Annotated in this window: 14 protein-coding genes; 4 read left to right on the forward strand and 10 right to left on the reverse strand. The window is 59.0% G+C overall.

Features of this window, described 5'->3' with window-relative positions:
* From ACFFAR_RS01125 to nadC, 3 genes are all read right to left on the reverse strand, one after another.
* On the reverse strand, nt 1-900 hold a 900-nt coding region (locus ACFFAR_RS01125), incomplete at its 3' end, for an MFS transporter (RefSeq protein ID WP_174363567.1).
* Between the two features lie 81 nt (nt 901-981).
* Nucleotides 982-2787 carry a phosphonate metabolism protein/1,5-bisphosphokinase (PRPP-forming) PhnN gene (gene phnN / locus ACFFAR_RS01130; RefSeq protein WP_174363568.1) on the reverse strand — a complete coding sequence of 602 codons (1806 nt, stop codon included), beginning with the start codon at nt 2785-2787 and terminating at the stop codon, nt 982-984.
* Between the two features lie 7 nt (nt 2788-2794).
* A complete protein-coding gene (gene nadC, locus ACFFAR_RS01135; protein WP_062003691.1) occupies nt 2795-3631 on the reverse strand; it encodes a carboxylating nicotinate-nucleotide diphosphorylase in 837 nt (278 codons plus the stop codon).
* Between the two features lie 529 nt (nt 3632-4160).
* Between nadC and ACFFAR_RS01140 the strand changes: the two genes are divergently transcribed.
* Nucleotides 4161-4643 (forward strand): cupin domain-containing protein, encoded by a 483-nt coding sequence (locus ACFFAR_RS01140; RefSeq protein WP_062171036.1) that lies wholly within the window; start codon nt 4161-4163, stop codon nt 4641-4643.
* 22 nt (nt 4644-4665) lie between these two features.
* Here the strand turns inward: ACFFAR_RS01140 and ACFFAR_RS01145 are convergent, their stop codons facing one another.
* The 4 genes from ACFFAR_RS01145 to ACFFAR_RS01160 all read right to left on the reverse strand — a co-directional run bounded on the left by ACFFAR_RS01145 (nt 4666) and on the right by ACFFAR_RS01160 (nt 9198).
* Nucleotides 4666-5574, reverse strand: a complete 909-nt coding sequence (locus ACFFAR_RS01145) for an EamA family transporter (RefSeq protein WP_174363569.1) — start codon at nt 5572-5574, stop codon at nt 4666-4668.
* A 91-nt stretch (nt 5575-5665) separates the two neighbouring features.
* Nucleotides 5666-6055, reverse strand: coding sequence for a tautomerase family protein (locus tag ACFFAR_RS01150; protein WP_062003028.1), 390 nt, complete (start codon nt 6053-6055; stop codon nt 5666-5668).
* A gap of 97 nt (nt 6056-6152) precedes the next feature.
* Nucleotides 6153-6992, reverse strand: a complete 840-nt coding sequence (locus ACFFAR_RS01155) for an AraC family transcriptional regulator (RefSeq protein WP_062171039.1) — start codon at nt 6990-6992, stop codon at nt 6153-6155.
* Nucleotides 6993-7014: 22 nt separating this feature from the next.
* On the reverse strand, nt 7015-9198 hold the full coding sequence (locus ACFFAR_RS01160) for a GAF domain-containing protein (RefSeq protein ID WP_375507411.1): 2184 nt from the start codon (nt 9196-9198) through the stop codon (nt 7015-7017).
* Between the two features lie 200 nt (nt 9199-9398).
* Here ACFFAR_RS01160 and ACFFAR_RS01165 point away from each other — a divergent pair, with 200 nt between their 5' ends.
* From ACFFAR_RS01165 to tdh, 3 genes are all read left to right on the forward strand, one after another.
* On the forward strand, nt 9399-10622 hold the full coding sequence (locus ACFFAR_RS01165) for a diguanylate cyclase (RefSeq protein ID WP_174364380.1): 1224 nt from the start codon (nt 9399-9401) through the stop codon (nt 10620-10622).
* A gap of 224 nt (nt 10623-10846) precedes the next feature.
* Nucleotides 10847-12046 carry a glycine C-acetyltransferase gene (locus ACFFAR_RS01170; RefSeq protein WP_174364381.1) on the forward strand — a complete coding sequence of 400 codons (1200 nt, stop codon included), beginning with the start codon at nt 10847-10849 and terminating at the stop codon, nt 12044-12046.
* A gap of 15 nt (nt 12047-12061) precedes the next feature.
* The gene (gene tdh / locus ACFFAR_RS01175; protein ID WP_086383924.1) at nt 12062-13090 is read left to right on the forward strand and encodes an L-threonine 3-dehydrogenase; all 1029 of its coding nucleotides are present in this window, start codon (nt 12062-12064) and stop codon (nt 13088-13090) included.
* 41 nt (nt 13091-13131) lie between these two features.
* Here the strand turns inward: tdh and ACFFAR_RS01180 are convergent, their stop codons facing one another.
* The 3 genes from ACFFAR_RS01180 to xylF all read right to left on the reverse strand — a co-directional run bounded on the left by ACFFAR_RS01180 (nt 13132) and on the right by xylF (nt 17012).
* A complete protein-coding gene (locus tag ACFFAR_RS01180) occupies nt 13132-14328 on the reverse strand; it encodes a sugar ABC transporter permease (protein ID WP_375507412.1) in 1197 nt (398 codons plus the stop codon).
* Nucleotides 14325-15881, reverse strand: a complete 1557-nt coding sequence (gene xylG, locus ACFFAR_RS01185; RefSeq protein WP_375507413.1) for a D-xylose ABC transporter ATP-binding protein — start codon at nt 15879-15881, stop codon at nt 14325-14327. The genes ACFFAR_RS01180 and xylG overlap by 4 nt, the downstream gene beginning before the upstream one ends.
* Before the next feature lie 87 nt (nt 15882-15968).
* Nucleotides 15969-17012, reverse strand: a complete 1044-nt coding sequence (xylF, locus tag ACFFAR_RS01190; protein ID WP_231941558.1) for a D-xylose ABC transporter substrate-binding protein — start codon at nt 17010-17012, stop codon at nt 15969-15971.
* Nucleotides 17013-17106: the final 94 nt, after the last annotated feature.

Below are 17106 nucleotides of genomic sequence, written 5' to 3' on the forward strand. Positions count from 1 at the left end.
TGCCGCCCACACCGATTGAGTTCGCTTCAATATCTTGTCGCAAACGATACCCGCTGCAAACACCGCCACGAATACCGCAATCCATGGCAGCGATGCAGCGAACCCCATCGACTTGAGCGACAGTCCTCGTGCACGCATCAGGTATGTAGGCAGCCAGGTCGTGTAGAAGCTCTGGATCAAGACCAGCAGAAAGTACTGGATGCCGAACAGCCAGAAACGAGGATGCTTCAGGCACTTCAAAAATACGCCCTTCGTCGCGACTTCGGATTCCGTTTGCCCCGCCGCAATGTAAGCCGCCTCCTCAGTACCGATCAAAGGATGTTTTGCGGGAACATCGCGATAACCAAACCACCATGCAACGCCAAGCAAGATGCCTATTGCGCCGAACACATAGAAGACAGAGTGCCAGCCGAATTGCAGGATCATCCACGCGGTAAGCGGCGCGGAGACGATCGGCCCGAGGTACAGGCCGCCAAGAAGAAAGGAATTCCCCTTTGCGCGTTCACTCTTCGGAAACCAGCGCTTCACTGCAAGCACGCCGCTCGACCAGTCAGCGGACTGCGCTCCGCCAAGCAAGGCCCGGCAACCGACGAGCCAGTTGAACCCCGTTCCCAGCGGCGTCAGGATCATCATGAAAGACCACAGCGCGCTCGTTCCCGCCAGAACCTTGCGTGAACCATGCCGCTCGGCCAGACGACCCGCAGGAACCTGCCCCAGAGCGTACGCCCAGAAATACACAGTCAGGATGACCGACATCTCGACCAGCGAGAGACCCAGCTCTTTCTGAATGGTAGGCGCCGCAATCGTCATGGCCGCCCGATCCAGCGTCATCACGAAGGTGATGGGAGCGACCAGCATCGAAACAATCCCCCACCGCAACTTGCCGATCTTGTTTGGCATTTAATCACTCCAGGTGATAACGGTCACACGGATTATAGGAAACCAAAAGAAACTGGATTCACGTCCCCAATATTCGAGGGATCATGCAGAAATGCTGACGGAGCGAGCGAGCCGTTCCGCGGATATATGGTGCGTGGAGAGACCATTGGCGGACTGGGCCGCAGCGGACACGTGCTCGGCGTCGTCACCGTGGATCTGGAACAGTGGATCGCCGGCTTCCACGGTCTGTCCGACAGACACGAGCAAGTCCACGCCGGCGCTCAGGTCGTCCGGCGCGCCCGCTGCGCGCGCCACGCCTGCAATCGCCCACCCGTCGACACTCGTAACGACGCCGCTGCGCTGCGCCACGATCTGGCGCACGCGTTTGCCGGGCGACACCGGATGTGCCCGGCGACCTTGTGCATCGATAATGCGTTCAAACGACGCCAGCGCTTGTCCCGAAGCAAGAAGGGACTCAGCCACTTCCCGCCCCTTCACCACTGTTTCCACGCCCGGTGCCCACGCGAGAATCTCCGCGGCGAACAGCAGCGCCTTTTCCCGCAGGTCGGCGGGCGCATCTGCCGCGTTGGTCAGCACCAGTCTGACGTCGCGCACTTCCAGCGCAGGTCCCACGCCGCGCCCGACTGGCCCCCGGCCATCGGTCACCATGGCCTTGACGTGCATGCCCAGGCCTGTGCCGACGTATTCGAAAAGCTCGCCTAACGCGCGGGCCTCGGCTTCATCTTTCAGCTTGGCACGCGGGCCGTAAGGCAAATCGATGATCACATGCGTGGAGCCAGCCGACCATTTCTTCGACAGGATGGATGCGACCGACCAGCGGTTCGAATCGAGTCCCAACGGCCGGGTGAATGCGTTGATCCGGTCATCGATCATTGAATGATTCAGGCGTCCGTTCCATGCAATGCAGCCACGCGCCTCCTGTACGCACCGCTGCACTTCCGCCCGAGTGAGGTCGACTCGGGCGACAGTCTCCATCGCGTCCGCGGTGCCTGCTGCCGACGTGATCGCACGTGACGACGTCTTCGGCATCGCGAGGCCGAACGCCGTGACGATCGGTACGACAATCAGCGTGATGCGGCTGCCGGGAATGCCGCCCATTGAATGCTTGTCAACGAGCATGGGTTCATTCCATTCGATGCGGGGTGACAGCCGTGCGCGCACCTTTGCAAGAGCCAGCACTTCACGGTCGCTCAGATGCTGAGATGCCTGCAGAAGAAAGGCGTTGATATCGCGATCGGAATAGCGCAACGCGAGAATGTCATCGAGCACCGCGCCGTATTCGGTTTCATTGAGTGCATCGCCGGCAAGCTTGGCTTTCATCGCAGCCATGCTCGGCGCAGGCGGTTGGGTCGCACGGTCAAGCGCCGCGATGAAACGTCCGATGCCCTGCTCCAGCGTTCCATCGTTCGATACCCTGACGACTTCGACATCCGCCGGGAAAGGTTCGACCTTGCGCATCACGCGTTGCCGGACCTCTTCCGGCGTTTCCCGGCCCCGGGCGAGAATGCGCTCGGCGAGCACGGAAACCGGTGCACTCACCTCGATGACGACCAGATTCGGAACACAAGCGCGAAGCGCCTCGACCATCGCGCGAGATCCGTTGGCAATGACGTGGCGGCCATGCGCCAAGACACCGAGCAATTCGCGGCGCAAACCGTATTTCAAGCCATGCGCGGACCACGTAATCAGGAATCCGCCCTGACGTTCCAGCGCGGAAAACTCGGCTTCGCTGAGCGCTTCGTGGTCTTCTCCCGGCGAACCGTGAGCCCGGGTAATGACCCTTCGTGCGATCTCGAACGGACGGTCTGTACCACGCACCGCATCGATAAGCGAGTCCTTGCCGGCGCCACTCGGGCCCACAACAAAAAAGAAGATTCCGTCGGACATGGCGCGATTACTCCGCTTCGTCCAGACCGATGTCCACACACAAGGAAGCCTGGTTGATCTTGCTGGTGGAAATATAGTCCACGCCCGTCTTCGCAATTTCGCCGATGGTCGTGAGGTTGATGCCACCTGATGCTTCCAGTTTCGTGCGGCCACCGACGAGTTCTACAGCCTTCGACATCTCCTGCACCGACATGTTGTCCAGCATGATGACGTCCACGCCGGCATCGAGCGCTTCCTGAACCTGTTCCAGCCGGTCGCATTCCACTTCGAGCTTCGTCAGCACAGGCAGTTGACGGCGCGCCCGTTGCACAGCTTTCGCAATGCCACCGCATACAGCAATGTGGTTGTCCTTGATCATCACGCCATTGTCGAGTCCAAGCCGATGATTCAGGCCGCCGCCGCACGTGACGGCATGCTTCTCCAGCATGCGAAGCCCCGGGGTGGTCTTGCGCGTATCGATGAGGCGAGCGCGCGTGCCTTCCACCGCTTTCACGTATTCGGCCGTGAGGTTGGCGATACCCGACATACGCTGCACGATATTGAGCGCCGTACGTTCCGCGGTCAGTACGCTCCTCGCGTTGCCGCGCACATCGAGCATGACAGCGCCCTTTTTAAGCCGGTCGCCGTCGCTGACACGCACCGCCACTTCCAGCGTGGGGTCATAGCGCTTGAACACACGGGCCGCCACGTCGATGCCTGACACGATCAGGTCCTCGCGGGCGTTCATGTAGAAGGCGCCGGTTTCATTCGCCTCGATCATGACCTGAGCGGTCAGGTCGCAGTATCCGATGTCTTCTGCCAGCCACGTATCGATCAGTCGGTCGGTTTGAAATACGTCGTACATTGCCATCTCCAGAGTTTTGTAAAAAGATCAAACAAAAAAAATGTGCAGGAAACTGCTTTCAGCTTCGTATGTATGCCTAAACATATTGTCTGGAACGGGCTTGCAATTGCTCACTCGATTTGGGCCGATTTCGTGGCCTCGTCTTTTAAATATGTTCTTCAGAACTCGAAGCACCTGCCTCAGGACCACATCGCGATTTACTTAGTGCTCTAAGTTGATGGACTAACTCTAGCGTACACATTATTTTTTTCCAAGCAGTTTTCGTATTGTTTTTTTGGTGCACAAGCGCCATTTTTTGGTGACAGTTTGCTGTATGTGCACATTTATCGGGAAAACCTCAATGGACTGGTTGGCCGACAAGCGCCTCCATAAAACTGCGTATATAGCGTGTACGCTATATATGTACGAAGTCATGGTGGTAGCGCCTGGCGAAACCAACGTTCGTGAACAGGAAGCAATGCGCTGATTGCCCCACTCCGCTTGCTCCTCAACCGGTATCATCATTCTTCCCCCACAGGAAAAACAAAGAATGAGCCGACCTGAATTCATCAAACACTGGACCGAACTGGAAGAAGCCGAGGCGCACGTGTATCGCGGTGACACGGAACGCATGGCGCTCGACGCGCCCCTTTCCGATGCACTCGGCATCACGCGTATTGGCATTCATCATGTAAGACTTCTGCCGGGACGGCGGACGTCATATCCGCACGCTGAAAGTACGGAGCAGGAGTTTGTGTACGTGCTCGAAGGCAAGCCGGATGTCTGGATCGACGGAGTGCTGCACGCCATTACAGAAGGCGATTCTGTTGCGTTCCCGGCAGGGACCGGGATCTGCCACACGTTTATCAACAACACGGAAGAGGAAGTCAGGCTGATGGTGATAGGCGAGCGTCCGCGCGACGACAACCGCATACGTTATCCGCTTAACGAAGCTTACGAACGTGCGCGCCCGGATCGCTGGGTGGACTGGCCCACGAGAACGCTCGGCGAGCATGACGGCATGCCCGATTGAAGCAGCAAGGTCTCCCGGCCAGTCAAACTTCCTTGATCACGCGAGCGACTGCAGGCACGCGCCGTCCTGTCTGCAAAAGATAGACTCCGCCGAGGACGCACGACATCGCGACCAGATCGAGGGGCCTGATGGATTCATGTGCGATCCACACGCCCATTAGAAGTGCGATGACCGGCGGAATGTAGGTGACGCCTGACGCGGCGATCGCACCCAGCCTCCTTACTATGAAGTAATAAAGAATATATGCCGCGCCCGTCCCGAGCAGTCCCAAGCCGAGGACGAGGCCGGTCAACGCCCGCAGGTCATCTGCGATTCGAGTGACGCCGCGAAAATCCGTTATGCACACAATGATGGCCAGTGCCAGCCCGATCTGATAGGTGGAAAGCGCGACCGAGGATATATCAAGTTTCGATATAAACCTGCGCGCATAGACAAATGAACACCCTACGCTCATCGAGCCCGCAATCATGTAAAGCACGCCCGGCAAGCTCACGGCCGAAGTAGATGCAGCCCATGGCCGGGCGATCAGCAGGACACCGGCAAATCCACAGACCACGCCCGCGATCATGCGCCCTGTCGGACGTTCAGCACGAAGCAGGGCCCAGGCGCATACGAACGCGAACAGCGGTATGGCGCCGCTCAGCATGCCGGCCACGCTCGACGGCAGCAACGATGCACCCTTGGCGAACGCATAGTAGTACACCACCGTGGCCAATACGGACATGACGACAAAATGGTGGGCATGCCGGGCGTGGCGCCATTTCAGGGATCGCGACAAAAGCGCATATACGAGCAGCGGTACGAAACCGAACAGCACCCTCAACGCTACGATCTGCACGGGCGTGATCATCACGCTTGCCCATTTCATGAACAGAAAGTTCGTACCCCATATCAAACCCAATAAAGCAAATGCCGGATATGCGGGGTTCATGGTCGCACCACCTTCAATGGTTGATCCGGTTGTTTGATTGAACCCGGATTTAAGACGCCGCCCGAAATGGTTTTCGCGGCCAGATCGGCCGCTACTTCGGTGCGTAATGCATCTCTCCGTTGCCGTACGACCAGTCCTCGCGGTTGACATCGACCAGATTGATGCAGATGTCTTCCTTTCGCAGGCCGGTTCTTTCATGGATGCCATTCGCCACCGCAAGATAAAACGCTTTCTTCACTTCAATGCTGCGTCCTGCATTCCATGTCACCTGGATCAACACGATCTCCGGCGTATAACTCACACCGAGATATCCCTCTTTCGGGTAAATGATTTCGTTCGCGGCATGACGCGAAAATACCTGGAACTTGTCGTGCACGGGCACGTTCGCCACGGTGATCATGGCTTCGTAGATGGCATCGCTGATGCCACTGACCACTTCCGGGGATGCATCCCTGGACAAATCGACTCTGACTAACGGCATCTTGTTACCTCGGCTAGTGATTGAAAAAACGGGCTTGAACCGCATTCCCATCATGGACGCAGGCTGACGATGCGATTTGAAGAATCTTGCGGTTTATTTAACGAATGGTGCTTGGCGAGACGCCATAGAAGCGGCGGAATTCACGGCTGAAATGGGCCTGGTCTGCGTAGCCGACCCTGATCGCCACTTCGCGAAGCGGGTGACCTTTGAGCAACAACCGCCTTGCCTGGTCAACGCGCCGTTGCATCAGATAGGCGTGGGGCGGCAAGCCGACAGCAAGCTTGAACTGACGCAACAAATGGAAGGAACTCAGGCCGGCTGCAGTGGCGATTTCATCGAGTGTCGGGTTCGCTTCAATGCAACTGTCGATATATTCACGCGCACGCGTGACTGCACCAGACGCGGCGCCCGGCAGAAAGCCAGGCCGCTCGCCCTGTCCGTGGCGCGACGCGAGCTGGCGAAGCGCCAGCGTAAGCCGGGTGCTTTTTTCCAGCCACGACACGTCCGGTGATTCCGAGCACGAATGCGCTGCCCGCATCACGCGAACCAAGGCGGGATCGTCGATTACAGGGTCATTGAAATACGGTAAGGCACTTTCCGGCAATGCTCCCTCAATACCAAGGATGTTCGCCAGTGCCGAACGCGGCAGATAGATCATCCGATAGTCCCATCCGCCCTCGGTCGCCGGGCCGCCCTCGTGGAACTGGCCCGGGTTGATTACGCAGATCGTGCCGGCCGGCATGACCGTGCGCTCGCGCTGGCCTTCGGAAAACATCTGCGCGCCACGTTCGATAAAACCAAGCGCGTATTCGTCGTGGGAATGCTGCGGGAAGGTATGCGTCGGATAGGTCGCACGCAGGAACTCTGTATTGAACAACGACGGCTCGCGCCAGAGCTTCGCGCGATTTTCCTGCGGCGGCAAAATGAAGTCATTCATGGGCCGCCGTCCTCCTGCAAGGCTAAATTGTCACGGTGAAACACGCTTCATTATCGGTGAAGACTGCATCGAGCGTTGCACCATGGCCTCTGACGATGGCATTGGCAATGTAGAGACCAAGGCCCATTCCGCCCTTGTTGTTCGGACTGGCAAGCGCACCGCTCTTGAAGGGATCCACCAGTCGCGCAAACGACACCGTCTGTTTGCGCAACAAACGGTTGCGAATTGCAATCGTTCTGAGGACCCCATTCAGCGCCCCGGTAATCCGGATCGGTTCGCTCATGTCCCCATGCTGGCGCGCATTATTGACCAGGTTCCCGAGGGCTTGCGCAAACCGGTCTTCATCGAGTTCGGCATCGCCCAGTTCAGGACATGCATATTCTATGGTGATGCCCGGGTAAGTCTGGCGAAGCTGATTGACCGTCGCATTCAATGATTCGGTCAGCGGCGTTTTCCGGCGCTCGAGGATCAGGCCCATGCCCGCTCTGATGCGGCTGACATCGAGTATGTAGGTGATGAGCGATTGCATTCGCCGTGTCGATCCCTCCACACGCTGCGCCGCGTCTTGCACGCTCGCCAGACCGCTGCGCATGAGCTGGACCGCCAGATCCACCGATTGCAGCGGATCGCGCAAATCGTGAGCGAGCGTGGCCAACAAAATCATCCGGGAGCGATCCGCGTCGCGCAAACGCTGCAGCGCGACGTCCTGCAAAATAGACTTGAGTTCGCGCGCGGCGAAAACGTCGGTCTCCGTCCAGGCGCGGCAACGTCCGGTCACGACCTGTTTCCACGATTCGAACGAAGCGCGCGGCGTGAGACGCGCTCCGTTCGGCCCCATCGCGACCACTTTGTCCGGCGCACCCGCCCAGTTGATCGTTTGCACGAGTTCGTTGCGCAACCAGATGATCGTGATGCGCGCGTCGCCGTTCATTTGAATGGCAAGCAGTCCCGCGGCAACGCCCGTTGGTGTCATTGGCCTGATCAGGTGCGGCTGCGTGTCGGCGAGCGATTCAATGACGATCAAGTCGGAACCCGCTTCGCGCATGTGCTCCGCAATACCAAGGAGCGCCGCTTTATCGACGAGCCAGGGTGCATCGAGCATCACGGTCTGGCCATCGACGACAATCGCCACCGCATCGCTTCCGATCATTGCCGAAATGCCGCTTGCCGCGGCCACCAGCCCTGCGACGGGATCGTCGGCTTGCCGCATCGCAAAGGCCACTTCCGCGCCCAGGACCCGCACGCTTTGCTCGGCCGTGACGCGTTGTTCGAGTTCGAGTTGCTGAAGCAGGATGGTCACCACTTCCATGAACAAGATGCACGACAGCCGGATTGCATGAGGAACGCGGTGGTCGCTCATATGGTGGCAGGCGATCATGCCCCACAGGCGCTCGTTGATGACAATGGAAATGCTCATTGAAGCAGCAACGCCCATGTTCTTCAGATATTCGATATGAACCGGCGACACACTGCGCAAGACGGAGTGGCTGAGATCGTAAGGGCGATTCGTTTCAAGATTCAACAAGGGTTCGATCGGCACAGCGACAGCGTTGACCGAGGAGATCTGCCGGATCGGACTCAGCACATAAAGCCGGCGCGCTTGTGCGGGGATGTCCCCGGAGGGAAAACGCTGATACAGGTACGACACCAGGTCTTCCCGACGCGACTCGCCAATGACCTCTCCGCTATCGTCCGCGAGAAACCGGTACGCCATCACCCGGTCGCATTCGGTCATGACCCTGACGGTGTCCGCCGCGGCCTGCAGCACTTCGTTGACCGATGTGTACTTGCGCTCCTGCAAACGCCGGATCGTGCTCCGGGCGAGCGCTGCGTAATGCGCCAGCATGACGGTCTGGTCGGCGATATGCTCCCACTCGACCATCAGGTTATCGTCGGACCAATGCATGACCAGGTCAAATCGCATGCCGTCACTTCTTTCCCACTCGACGCTGTCGCCGGCGTGGCTGGGGTCTTGAAGGGCGGCATCGATCGCAATGCGTGCTGAGGCGTTCAGATAGCGCGGAGTCAGCGCCTCGCCAATTCCGGGCAAGGTACCCAGCCATATTTCGGCCGTGCTGCTGCGTGCCAGCACACGGCCGTCCGAGGCGAAACAGATCAGTGCCCCGTGCGGCTGGATGCTCCCAGGGGCTTGAATCGGCTCGTTTTCACAAGAGATGAGCGTATCGGTCGGCAGGCTATTGTTCATGTGACAGCTTACGCGCTGCAGATCAGTTAATTTAATGTATTTTGAGATAGGTTATTTTCCGGCTAGGCCGACTTCAAATAAAAACCTTCAATCGGGCCGCTCGCGTACTGATAATTGCATTCCAATGCGCGCTATCTTGCGCACGATAAAAATGACTTATCATGTTGCCCCAAACGGCGACATCGAAAAAATGGCGAGAGATGGCAGAACTGACCGAAATTTCACGGTTTGACGCCGGGACGAATTTCAAACTTGACAGGCTATGGTCGGAGTTCGAAGACGCGTCGGTGGAACACGAGTTCCAGCGTTATCAGCGCGTCGCGCACCACACTGCGCTCGTGCGGACGCTCGTTTTCTGCAGCCTTTTCTACATCGCCTTCGCCATCACCGACGTCGGCGCCCTTGGCTATTCCCGGGCGGCTCTCCTGCTGTTTCTGGCGCGCTGCCTGGTCGGGCTGACCTGCGCAATCTGTTTGCGTGCCGCAAGCGCACAGCGCAATTCCGTCCCCGCGCTGCGTGCAGCGGCGAGCGTGGTGGAAATCGTCGGCTTCGCGGTCTTCATGCTGATCACGTGGCTGCGGTCGGGCGGAATGTCGGTTCACGAGATGTCCATGTGCATCATGTTGATCGTCGCCTACAACTTCATTCCGAACAAGCTGGTCTACGCTCTTGCGATCAGCGTGGCGGCGACGTTTGCATTTATCGCCATTTCCTCGGCGTCGCGCATGCTCGATCCGTCGTCGCTGCTGACTTCGTCCATGCTGCTCATATTTACCAACGCCCTCGGTTACGTCACTGCCCGCCGCCATAACCGGCTCGCACGCGACGAGTTCTGCCAGCACGCGCTGCTCAGGAATCTGTCGGTTCGCGACTACCTGACAAGTTGTTTCAACCGGCGCTACCTCACCGACGTGCTGTTCAACGCGGAACTCCAGCGAGCACGCGAAACCCGGTCGAAACTCGCGGTGGTCCTGTGCGACATCGACCAGTTCAAACAGATCAACGACAGTTACGGCCACCCCGCCGGCGACGCAGTCATCCGGACATTTTCAGCCTTGTTGCTCGCGCACACACGCCATGACGTGGACAGCGTCATTCGCTATGGCGGAGAAGAATTCGTCCTGCTGTTGCCGCGAACCGATATTGCCGGCGCCACGGCGCTCGCAGAACGCATCCGGCAGGCATTCGAAATGGCTGCGTCGAAAGCATGGGACGGACGCGAGATACGTGCTACCGCGAGCTTCGGCGTGGTGGTCGTGGATTGTGCACGCAGCACAGCGCGCGTGACCGAGGACAGCGTAATCGGAGCGGCGGATGCGCAGCTTTATCGGGCGAAAGACTCGGGGCGTAACCGGGTTTGCGCCGACGCATCGCCGATCGCGACGGACCAGGATGCGGGCCAGGGAATGATCGCGGCAGTTTAAGGGCGGGGGCGGGCGGCTAGCCGTGCCAGATACTGTCGCCCAACACCACCGTATTTTTCTGGCGGCGCATTCAGGCGCTTGGCCGCCGCAAAATGCTGTTCGGGATCACGATCAAATCAGCTAAGCTGATGCCTGATCAAGAAGCTCAGCGCAACAAACCGCCATTGGACGCAAAGCCATCACAAGTGGCCCAGCGGACCTCGCATTACACAGGAGACCAGTCCATGCATGATCCGTATATTGCACATGCACGCAATACGCTCGACCAAATCCGCGCAGACGGTTTCTACAAGTCCGAGCGCGTCATATCCAGTCCTCAATCAGCCGATATCCAGCTCGCCGCCGGCGACGAAGTGCTCAACTTCTGCGCCAACAATTATCTCGGCCTGGCCAATGATCCCCGCCTGATCGAAGCAGCGAAAGCAGGCCTCGACCGCGATGGTTTCGGCATGGCCTCGGTGCGATTCATCTGCGGCACACAAAGCGTTCACAAGGAACTCGAACAGGCGCTGGCGTCGTTTTTGCAAACGGACGACTGCATTCTTTATTCGAGTTGCTTCGACGCCAATGGCGGCTTGTTCGAGACCTTGCTCGACGAGTCCGACGCGATCATCAGCGACGAACTCAATCACGCGAGCATTATCGACGGCGTGCGTTTGTCGAAGGCAAAGCGCTATCGCTACAAGAATAACGATCTCGCCGATCTGGAAACCAGGCTACGTGAAGCCGACGCAGCCGGCGCGCGCTTCAAGCTGATCGCAACCGACGGCGTGTTTTCAATGGACGGCATCTTTGCCGATCTCGCCGGCATCTGCGATCTGGCGGACCGTTATGGCGCGCTCGTGATGGTCGACGATTCGCACGCTGTGGGGTTTATCGGCGAGCATGGGCGCGGCACGCCTGAACATTGCGGCGTGCTTTCGCGCATCGACATCATCACGGGTACGCTCGGCAAGGCGCTCGGCGGCGCATCGGGTGGCTATGTTGCCGCGCGCCGCGAGATTGTCGAGTTGTTGCGCCAGCGCTCCCGTCCCTACCTGTTTTCCAACACGCTCACGCCGAGCATTGCCGCGGCCACGCTCAAGGTGCTTGAACTGCTCGGCAGCGCCGAAGGCGCCGAGTTGCGCTCGCGTGTAAGCAGCAACGGCGCGCGTTTTCGCAACGCCATGAGCGCGCTCGGCTTTACGCTCGTGCCCGGCGAACATCCGATCATCCCCGTGATGCTCGGCGACGCCCAGGTTGCGTCCCGCATGGCCGATGCACTCCTGCAGGAAGGTGTCTACGTGATCGGCTTTTCGTTTCCGGTCGTGCCCAAGGGTCGCGCCCGCATCCGCACGCAGATGAGCGCCGCGCATACGCCGGAGCAAATCGATCGCGCCGTCGATGCGTTCGCGCGTGTCGGCCGTTCACTCGGCATCATCTAGGACATCGAGACCATCATGAAAGCATTGGCCAAGCTGGAACGCGCACCGGGGCTGACACTGACGCACGTGGCGAAGCCCGAGGTCGGGCACAACGACGTGATGATCCGCATCACGCGCACCGCGATCTGCGGCACCGACATCCATATCTGGAAATGGGATGACTGGGCTCAAAAAACCATTCCCGTTCCCATGCATGTGGGGCACGAATATGTTGGCGAGATCGTGGAAATGGGACAAGAGGTACGCGGATTCGCAATTGGCGATCGCGTCTCGGGTGAAGGACATATCACGTGCGGCTTCTGCCGTAATTGCCGTGCGGGACGGCGGCATTTGTGTCGCAACACGGTCGGCGTCGGTGTGAACCGGCCGGGCGCGTTCGCTGAATTCCTGGTGATTCCGGCGTTCAACGCCTTCAAGATCCCGCCGGAAATCTCCGATGACCTCGCGGCGATCTTCGATCCGTTCGGTAACGCCACGCACACGGCCTTGTCGTTCAATCTCGTCGGCGAAGACGTGTTGATCACAGGCGCAGGCCCTATCGGCATCATGGCCGTGGCGATTGCAAAACATGTTGGCGCACGCAATGTGGTGATTACCGACGTGAACGAATATCGCCTCGAACTTGCGCGGAAGATGGGGGCCACGCGGGCAGTGAATGTTACGCAGACTGCACTGCGCGATGTGATGGCGGAACTTCACATGACGGAAGGCTTCGACGTGGGACTGGAAATGTCCGGCGTGCCGAGTGCATTCAAGGGGCTGCTCGAGGCCATGAATCATGGCGGCAAGGTCGCGATGCTGGGCATTCCGCCAGCGGAGATGGCGATAGACTGGACCCAGGTCATCTTCAAGGGACTGGAAATCAAGGGCATCTACGGACGCGAGATGTTCGAGACCTGGTACAAGATGGTGGCCATGTTGCAGAGCGGGCTTGATCTTTCGCCGATCCTGACGCATCGGTTTGCGGTCGATGATTATCAGCAAGCGTTTGCCGCCATGCTTTCCGGGCAGAGCGGAAAGGTGATTCTGGATTGGACCGTATAGTGCCTGACGCTCGGGGGCGCGTGCACGCCCCCGGTATCGCCCTAACGTCGATCCCCTGAAATCACATCGATCCACACCGCCAGCACCAGGATCCCGCCCTTCACGATCATCTGCCAGTAAGAATCGACATCGAGCATCGACATGCCGTTGTCGAGGCTTGCCATCACCAGCGCACCAATCAGCGCTCCGTACACCGTGCCGGAACCGCCGCGCATCGATGTCCCGCCGATAAAACATGCCGCGATTGCATCCAGTTCGCCCATCGTCCCCGCAGATGGCGACCCCGCCGCCAACCGTGCGGTGTTGATCAGCCCGCCAAGCGCGCACATCAATCCCATCAGCGCGAAAATCATCAGCTTCACGCGATTGGTATTCACGCCCGACAAACGGGTCGCCTCGAGATTGGAACCCACGGCATAGATGCGCCGGCCAAACACGGTCTGCGTGGCAATGTAGGTAAAGATCCCAAGCAGCGCCAGCAGCAACAGTACAGGCACCGGGATCCCGCCATACCGGTTCAGCGTCGTCACGAACGCAACCAGCACCAGACCTGCCGCGATTATCTTGACGCCATCCTGCCAGAGCGGCACGACGGCGAGCTTGTATCGCTGCCGGTTCTGCCGCTGACGCACGGTCAACGCAACGAGTATCACGAACATGACCAGTGCCAGTGCGTTGCCGGCCAGTCGGGGCAAGTACCCCTGCCCGATGAAGACCAGATGCTCCGATGCAGGCGCGATAGTCGAGCCGCCCGTCACCCCGAGCAGCACGCCGCGATAGGCCAGCATCCCGCCGAGACCCACAATGAACGAGGGCACCCGCAGATACGTGGACCACCATCCATTGAAGAGCCCGATCGCGACGCCAAGCAGCATCACGGCGGGCACCGTGAACTGGATTGACCAGTGATATGAAACATCGAGAATCGCGGCCACGCCGCCGAGCAGTCCAAGCAGCGATCCAACCGACAAGTCGATCTCACCGGCAATGATCACGAAGACCATGCCGCATGCAAGCATGCCGGTAATCGACATCTGCCTGAGAAGGTTCGACAGGTTTCGCGGCGTGACGAACGCGCCATCGGTCAGGAATGAAAAGAAGATCCAGATGACCGCAACCGCAAGCAGCAGCGCAAGCAGCTTATAGCGCGTGAACACTTGCCTGAAGCGTTGACCGGAACTCGTGCGCACATTACCGGCTGTGCTGCGCTTTGGGGACGAAGTCACGTCAGGTGTCATGCGACGCTCGCTTGAATAGGGGTTGCCTGGGATGGCGCGCCAATGGCTGCAGCCAGGATATGTTCTTGCGTCAGTCCTTCGTTGATGAAATCGCCGCGCAGTTCGCCTTCGCCTATCACGAGCACGCGGTCGCTGACACCAAGTACTTCATTGAGCTCCGATGATACGACGATGATCGATACCCCTCGCCGCGCCAGCGCAAACATCAGCTTGTAGATCTCGAACTTGGCGCCGACATCCACACCACGAGTGGGTTCATCGAGGATCAGGATGGCGGGGTTCGTCAGCAGCATCTTGGTCAGCACGGCCTTCTGCTGGTTGCCGCCCGACAAGCTCGCAATGGACAACATGGGCGTCGCGGCGCGAACCGACAACCGCTTCATCTCGGTGTGAATGGTGTCGAGTTCCGCAGCGGAATCGATACGGCCGCCCTTTGCGAAGCGTGTGAGGACAGCCAACGTGATGTTATGACCCACCCCGAGTTGCGGCACGATGCCATGGCGCTTCCGGTCTTCCGGCACCATCCCGATACCGGCATTGATGGCATCGGCGGGCGTCCTGATCTTCAGTTTCTTGCCATTCAGATAAACATCCGCCTCGCTCACCCCGGGATACGCGCCGAAGATGGCCTGCATCAGTTCCGTCCGCCCTGCACCCACCAGCCCTGCCACGCCGAGAATCTCGCCCTTGCGCAGCGAGAAAGAAACGTTGTCCACGCGCTTTCGCTGCGCATTGGTGACGTCGAGACACGTTACGTTCCTGGCCTCGAAAATCACCTCGCCAATCTCATGCGGCTCCCGTGGAAACAGATTCTTGATTTCGCGGCCCACCATCATCGCAATGATGGCGTCCGTCCCCAAACCCTTCATGGGCTGCGTGGCGACGTGCTTGCCATCGCGGATCACGGTGACTGTGTCGCATACGGCTTCGACTTCATCGAGCTTGTGCGAGATATAGACGCACGCGACGCCTCGCTTCTTCAGATCGCGCACTATATCGAGCAGGATACTGATCTCGCTTGCCGTCAATGACGACGATGGTTCATCCAGAATCAGCAGCTTCGCGCGTTTGTTCAAGGCCTTCGCAATCTCGATCAGTTGCTGATGACCACCGCCGTAGTTCATCACAGGCTGCGCGACGTTGATGCCGCTGATGTTGAGGCCGCGCAGCAATTCGTCGGCGCGCTGATACATCGCGGCATAGTTCATCCGGCCGCCGCTCAACGTGATTTCATTGCCGAGGAAGATGTTTTCCGCGACGGACAATTGCGGCACGAGCATCAGTTCCTGGTGGATGATGACAATGCCGGCGTTCTCGGTATCGCGGATGTTCATCGCACGTAAAGGCTCACCCTCCCAAAGGATCTCGCCATCCCATGTTCCATGCGGATAGACGCCTGAGAGGACCTTCATCAGCGTCGACTTGCCCGCGCCATTTTCGCCGCACAAGCCGACGCATTCACCGGGCGCCACCACCAGGTCGATACCGTCGAGCGCCTTCACCCCGCCAAACGTCTTGACGATGCCGTGCATTTCCAGCAGCGCATTTGCCATGCATATGTCCCTGACGTGATTGCGCGTGAAGGCCGCTATAGAAGCGCTCTTCAGACCCTCACGCGCCGCTCATCCATGCACCAAGTGTCAATTGCCAGCCAGTTGCGACTGGGTATAGAAACCGTCCTTGATGACGGTATCGACATTGGCCTTCGTCAGGAGCGTCGGCTGCAGCAACACGGTATCGACCTGCTTCTTGCCGTTGTCGTACTTGGCGTTGAAGGCAGGCGGCTGTCCTTTCGCCAGATCGACAGCGAGCTTGGCTGCGTCGCCCGCAATCAGCTTGAGCGGCTTGTACACCGTCATGGTCTGCGTGCCGTCAACGAGGCGCTTGACTGCGGCCAGGTCTGCGTCCTGGCCCGAAATGGGCACCTTGCCCGCCAGTTTCTGCGCGGCAAGCGCCTGAATGGCGCCGCCGGCCGTGCCGTCGTTGGACGCCACGATAGCGTCGATCTTGTTGTTGTTCGCCGTCAACGCATCTTCGGTGATGCGCAGCGCGGTCGCGGCGCTCCATTCCGGCACCCATTGCTGACCGACGACCTTGATGTCACCGCGATCGATGGCCGGCTTCAGGATCTTCATCTGACCTTCACGCAACATCTTCGCGTTGTTGTCGGTCGGTGCGCCGCCCAGCAAAAAGTAATTGCCCTTGGGCTGCGCGTTGAAGACCCCTTGCGCCTGCATTTCGCCGACTTTTTCGTTGTCGAAGGAAATGTAGGCATCGACATCTGCATCGAGAATCAAGCGGTCATAAGACACGATCTTGATACCCGCCTTGTGCGCTTCGGCAACTACATTGCCGAGCGTCTTCGAATTGAAAGGCACGATCACGATGACATCGACTCCGCGCGAGATCAGATTTTCGATCTGCGAGATCTGGCGCGCCTCGCTGGCATCGGCGGATTGCACCGAGACCTTCGCGCCCAGCTTGGTCGCTGCTGCAACGAAATAGTCGCGGTCGCGTGACCAACGCTCGACCCGCAAGTCATCGATACAAAAACCGATCTCGGGTTTGTCCTTACTGGCATGCGCAAGCGATGGAATCAGGGATACGCTGGCGAACATCGCACCGCACGCGAACGTGGCCAGAATTGAACGGCGCATTGCAGACTTCCGCATTGCAGACTTCATGTCTCACTCCTTTTTTATGGTTGACTAGCCGATGCATCCCCTGCGTAGCCGGTCACGGCCACGCATGTGCGAGAGAAAGAGACGTCGGCGGAAT

Origin of the sequence: uncultured Caballeronia sp. (genome assembly GCF_964243625.1) — a bacterium.
Lineage (GTDB): Bacteria > Pseudomonadota > Gammaproteobacteria > Burkholderiales > Burkholderiaceae > Caballeronia.

Excerpts from the sequence above, each read along its gene's own strand:
- ACFFAR_RS01180 (WP_375507412.1), bottom strand. The coding sequence starts at position 14,328 with ATGACACCTGACGTGACTTCGTCCCCAAAGCGCAGCACAGCCGGTAAT.
- ACFFAR_RS01140 (WP_062171036.1), top strand. The coding sequence starts at position 4,161 with ATGAGCCGACCTGAATTCATCAAACACTGGACCGAACTGGAAGAAGCC.
- ACFFAR_RS01165 (WP_174364380.1), top strand. The coding sequence starts at position 9,399 with ATGGCAGAACTGACCGAAATTTCACGGTTTGACGCCGGGACGAATTTC.
- xylF (WP_231941558.1), bottom strand. The coding sequence starts at position 17,012 with ATGAAGTCTGCAATGCGGAAGTCTGCAATGCGCCGTTCAATTCTGGCC.
- ACFFAR_RS01160 (WP_375507411.1), bottom strand. The coding sequence starts at position 9,198 with ATGAACAATAGCCTGCCGACCGATACGCTCATCTCTTGTGAAAACGAG.
- ACFFAR_RS01150 (WP_062003028.1), bottom strand. The coding sequence starts at position 6,055 with ATGCCGTTAGTCAGAGTCGATTTGTCCAGGGATGCATCCCCGGAAGTG.
- nadC (WP_062003691.1), bottom strand. The coding sequence starts at position 3,631 with ATGTACGACGTATTTCAAACCGACCGACTGATCGATACGTGGCTGGCA.
- phnN (WP_174363568.1), bottom strand. The coding sequence starts at position 2,787 with ATGTCCGACGGAATCTTCTTTTTTGTTGTGGGCCCGAGTGGCGCCGGC.
- xylG (WP_375507413.1), bottom strand. The coding sequence starts at position 15,881 with ATGGCAAATGCGCTGCTGGAAATGCACGGCATCGTCAAGACGTTTGGC.
- tdh (WP_086383924.1), top strand. The coding sequence starts at position 12,062 with ATGAAAGCATTGGCCAAGCTGGAACGCGCACCGGGGCTGACACTGACG.
- ACFFAR_RS01155 (WP_062171039.1), bottom strand. The coding sequence starts at position 6,992 with ATGAATGACTTCATTTTGCCGCCGCAGGAAAATCGCGCGAAGCTCTGG.
- ACFFAR_RS01170 (WP_174364381.1), top strand. The coding sequence starts at position 10,847 with ATGCATGATCCGTATATTGCACATGCACGCAATACGCTCGACCAAATC.
- ACFFAR_RS01145 (WP_174363569.1), bottom strand. The coding sequence starts at position 5,574 with ATGAACCCCGCATATCCGGCATTTGCTTTATTGGGTTTGATATGGGGT.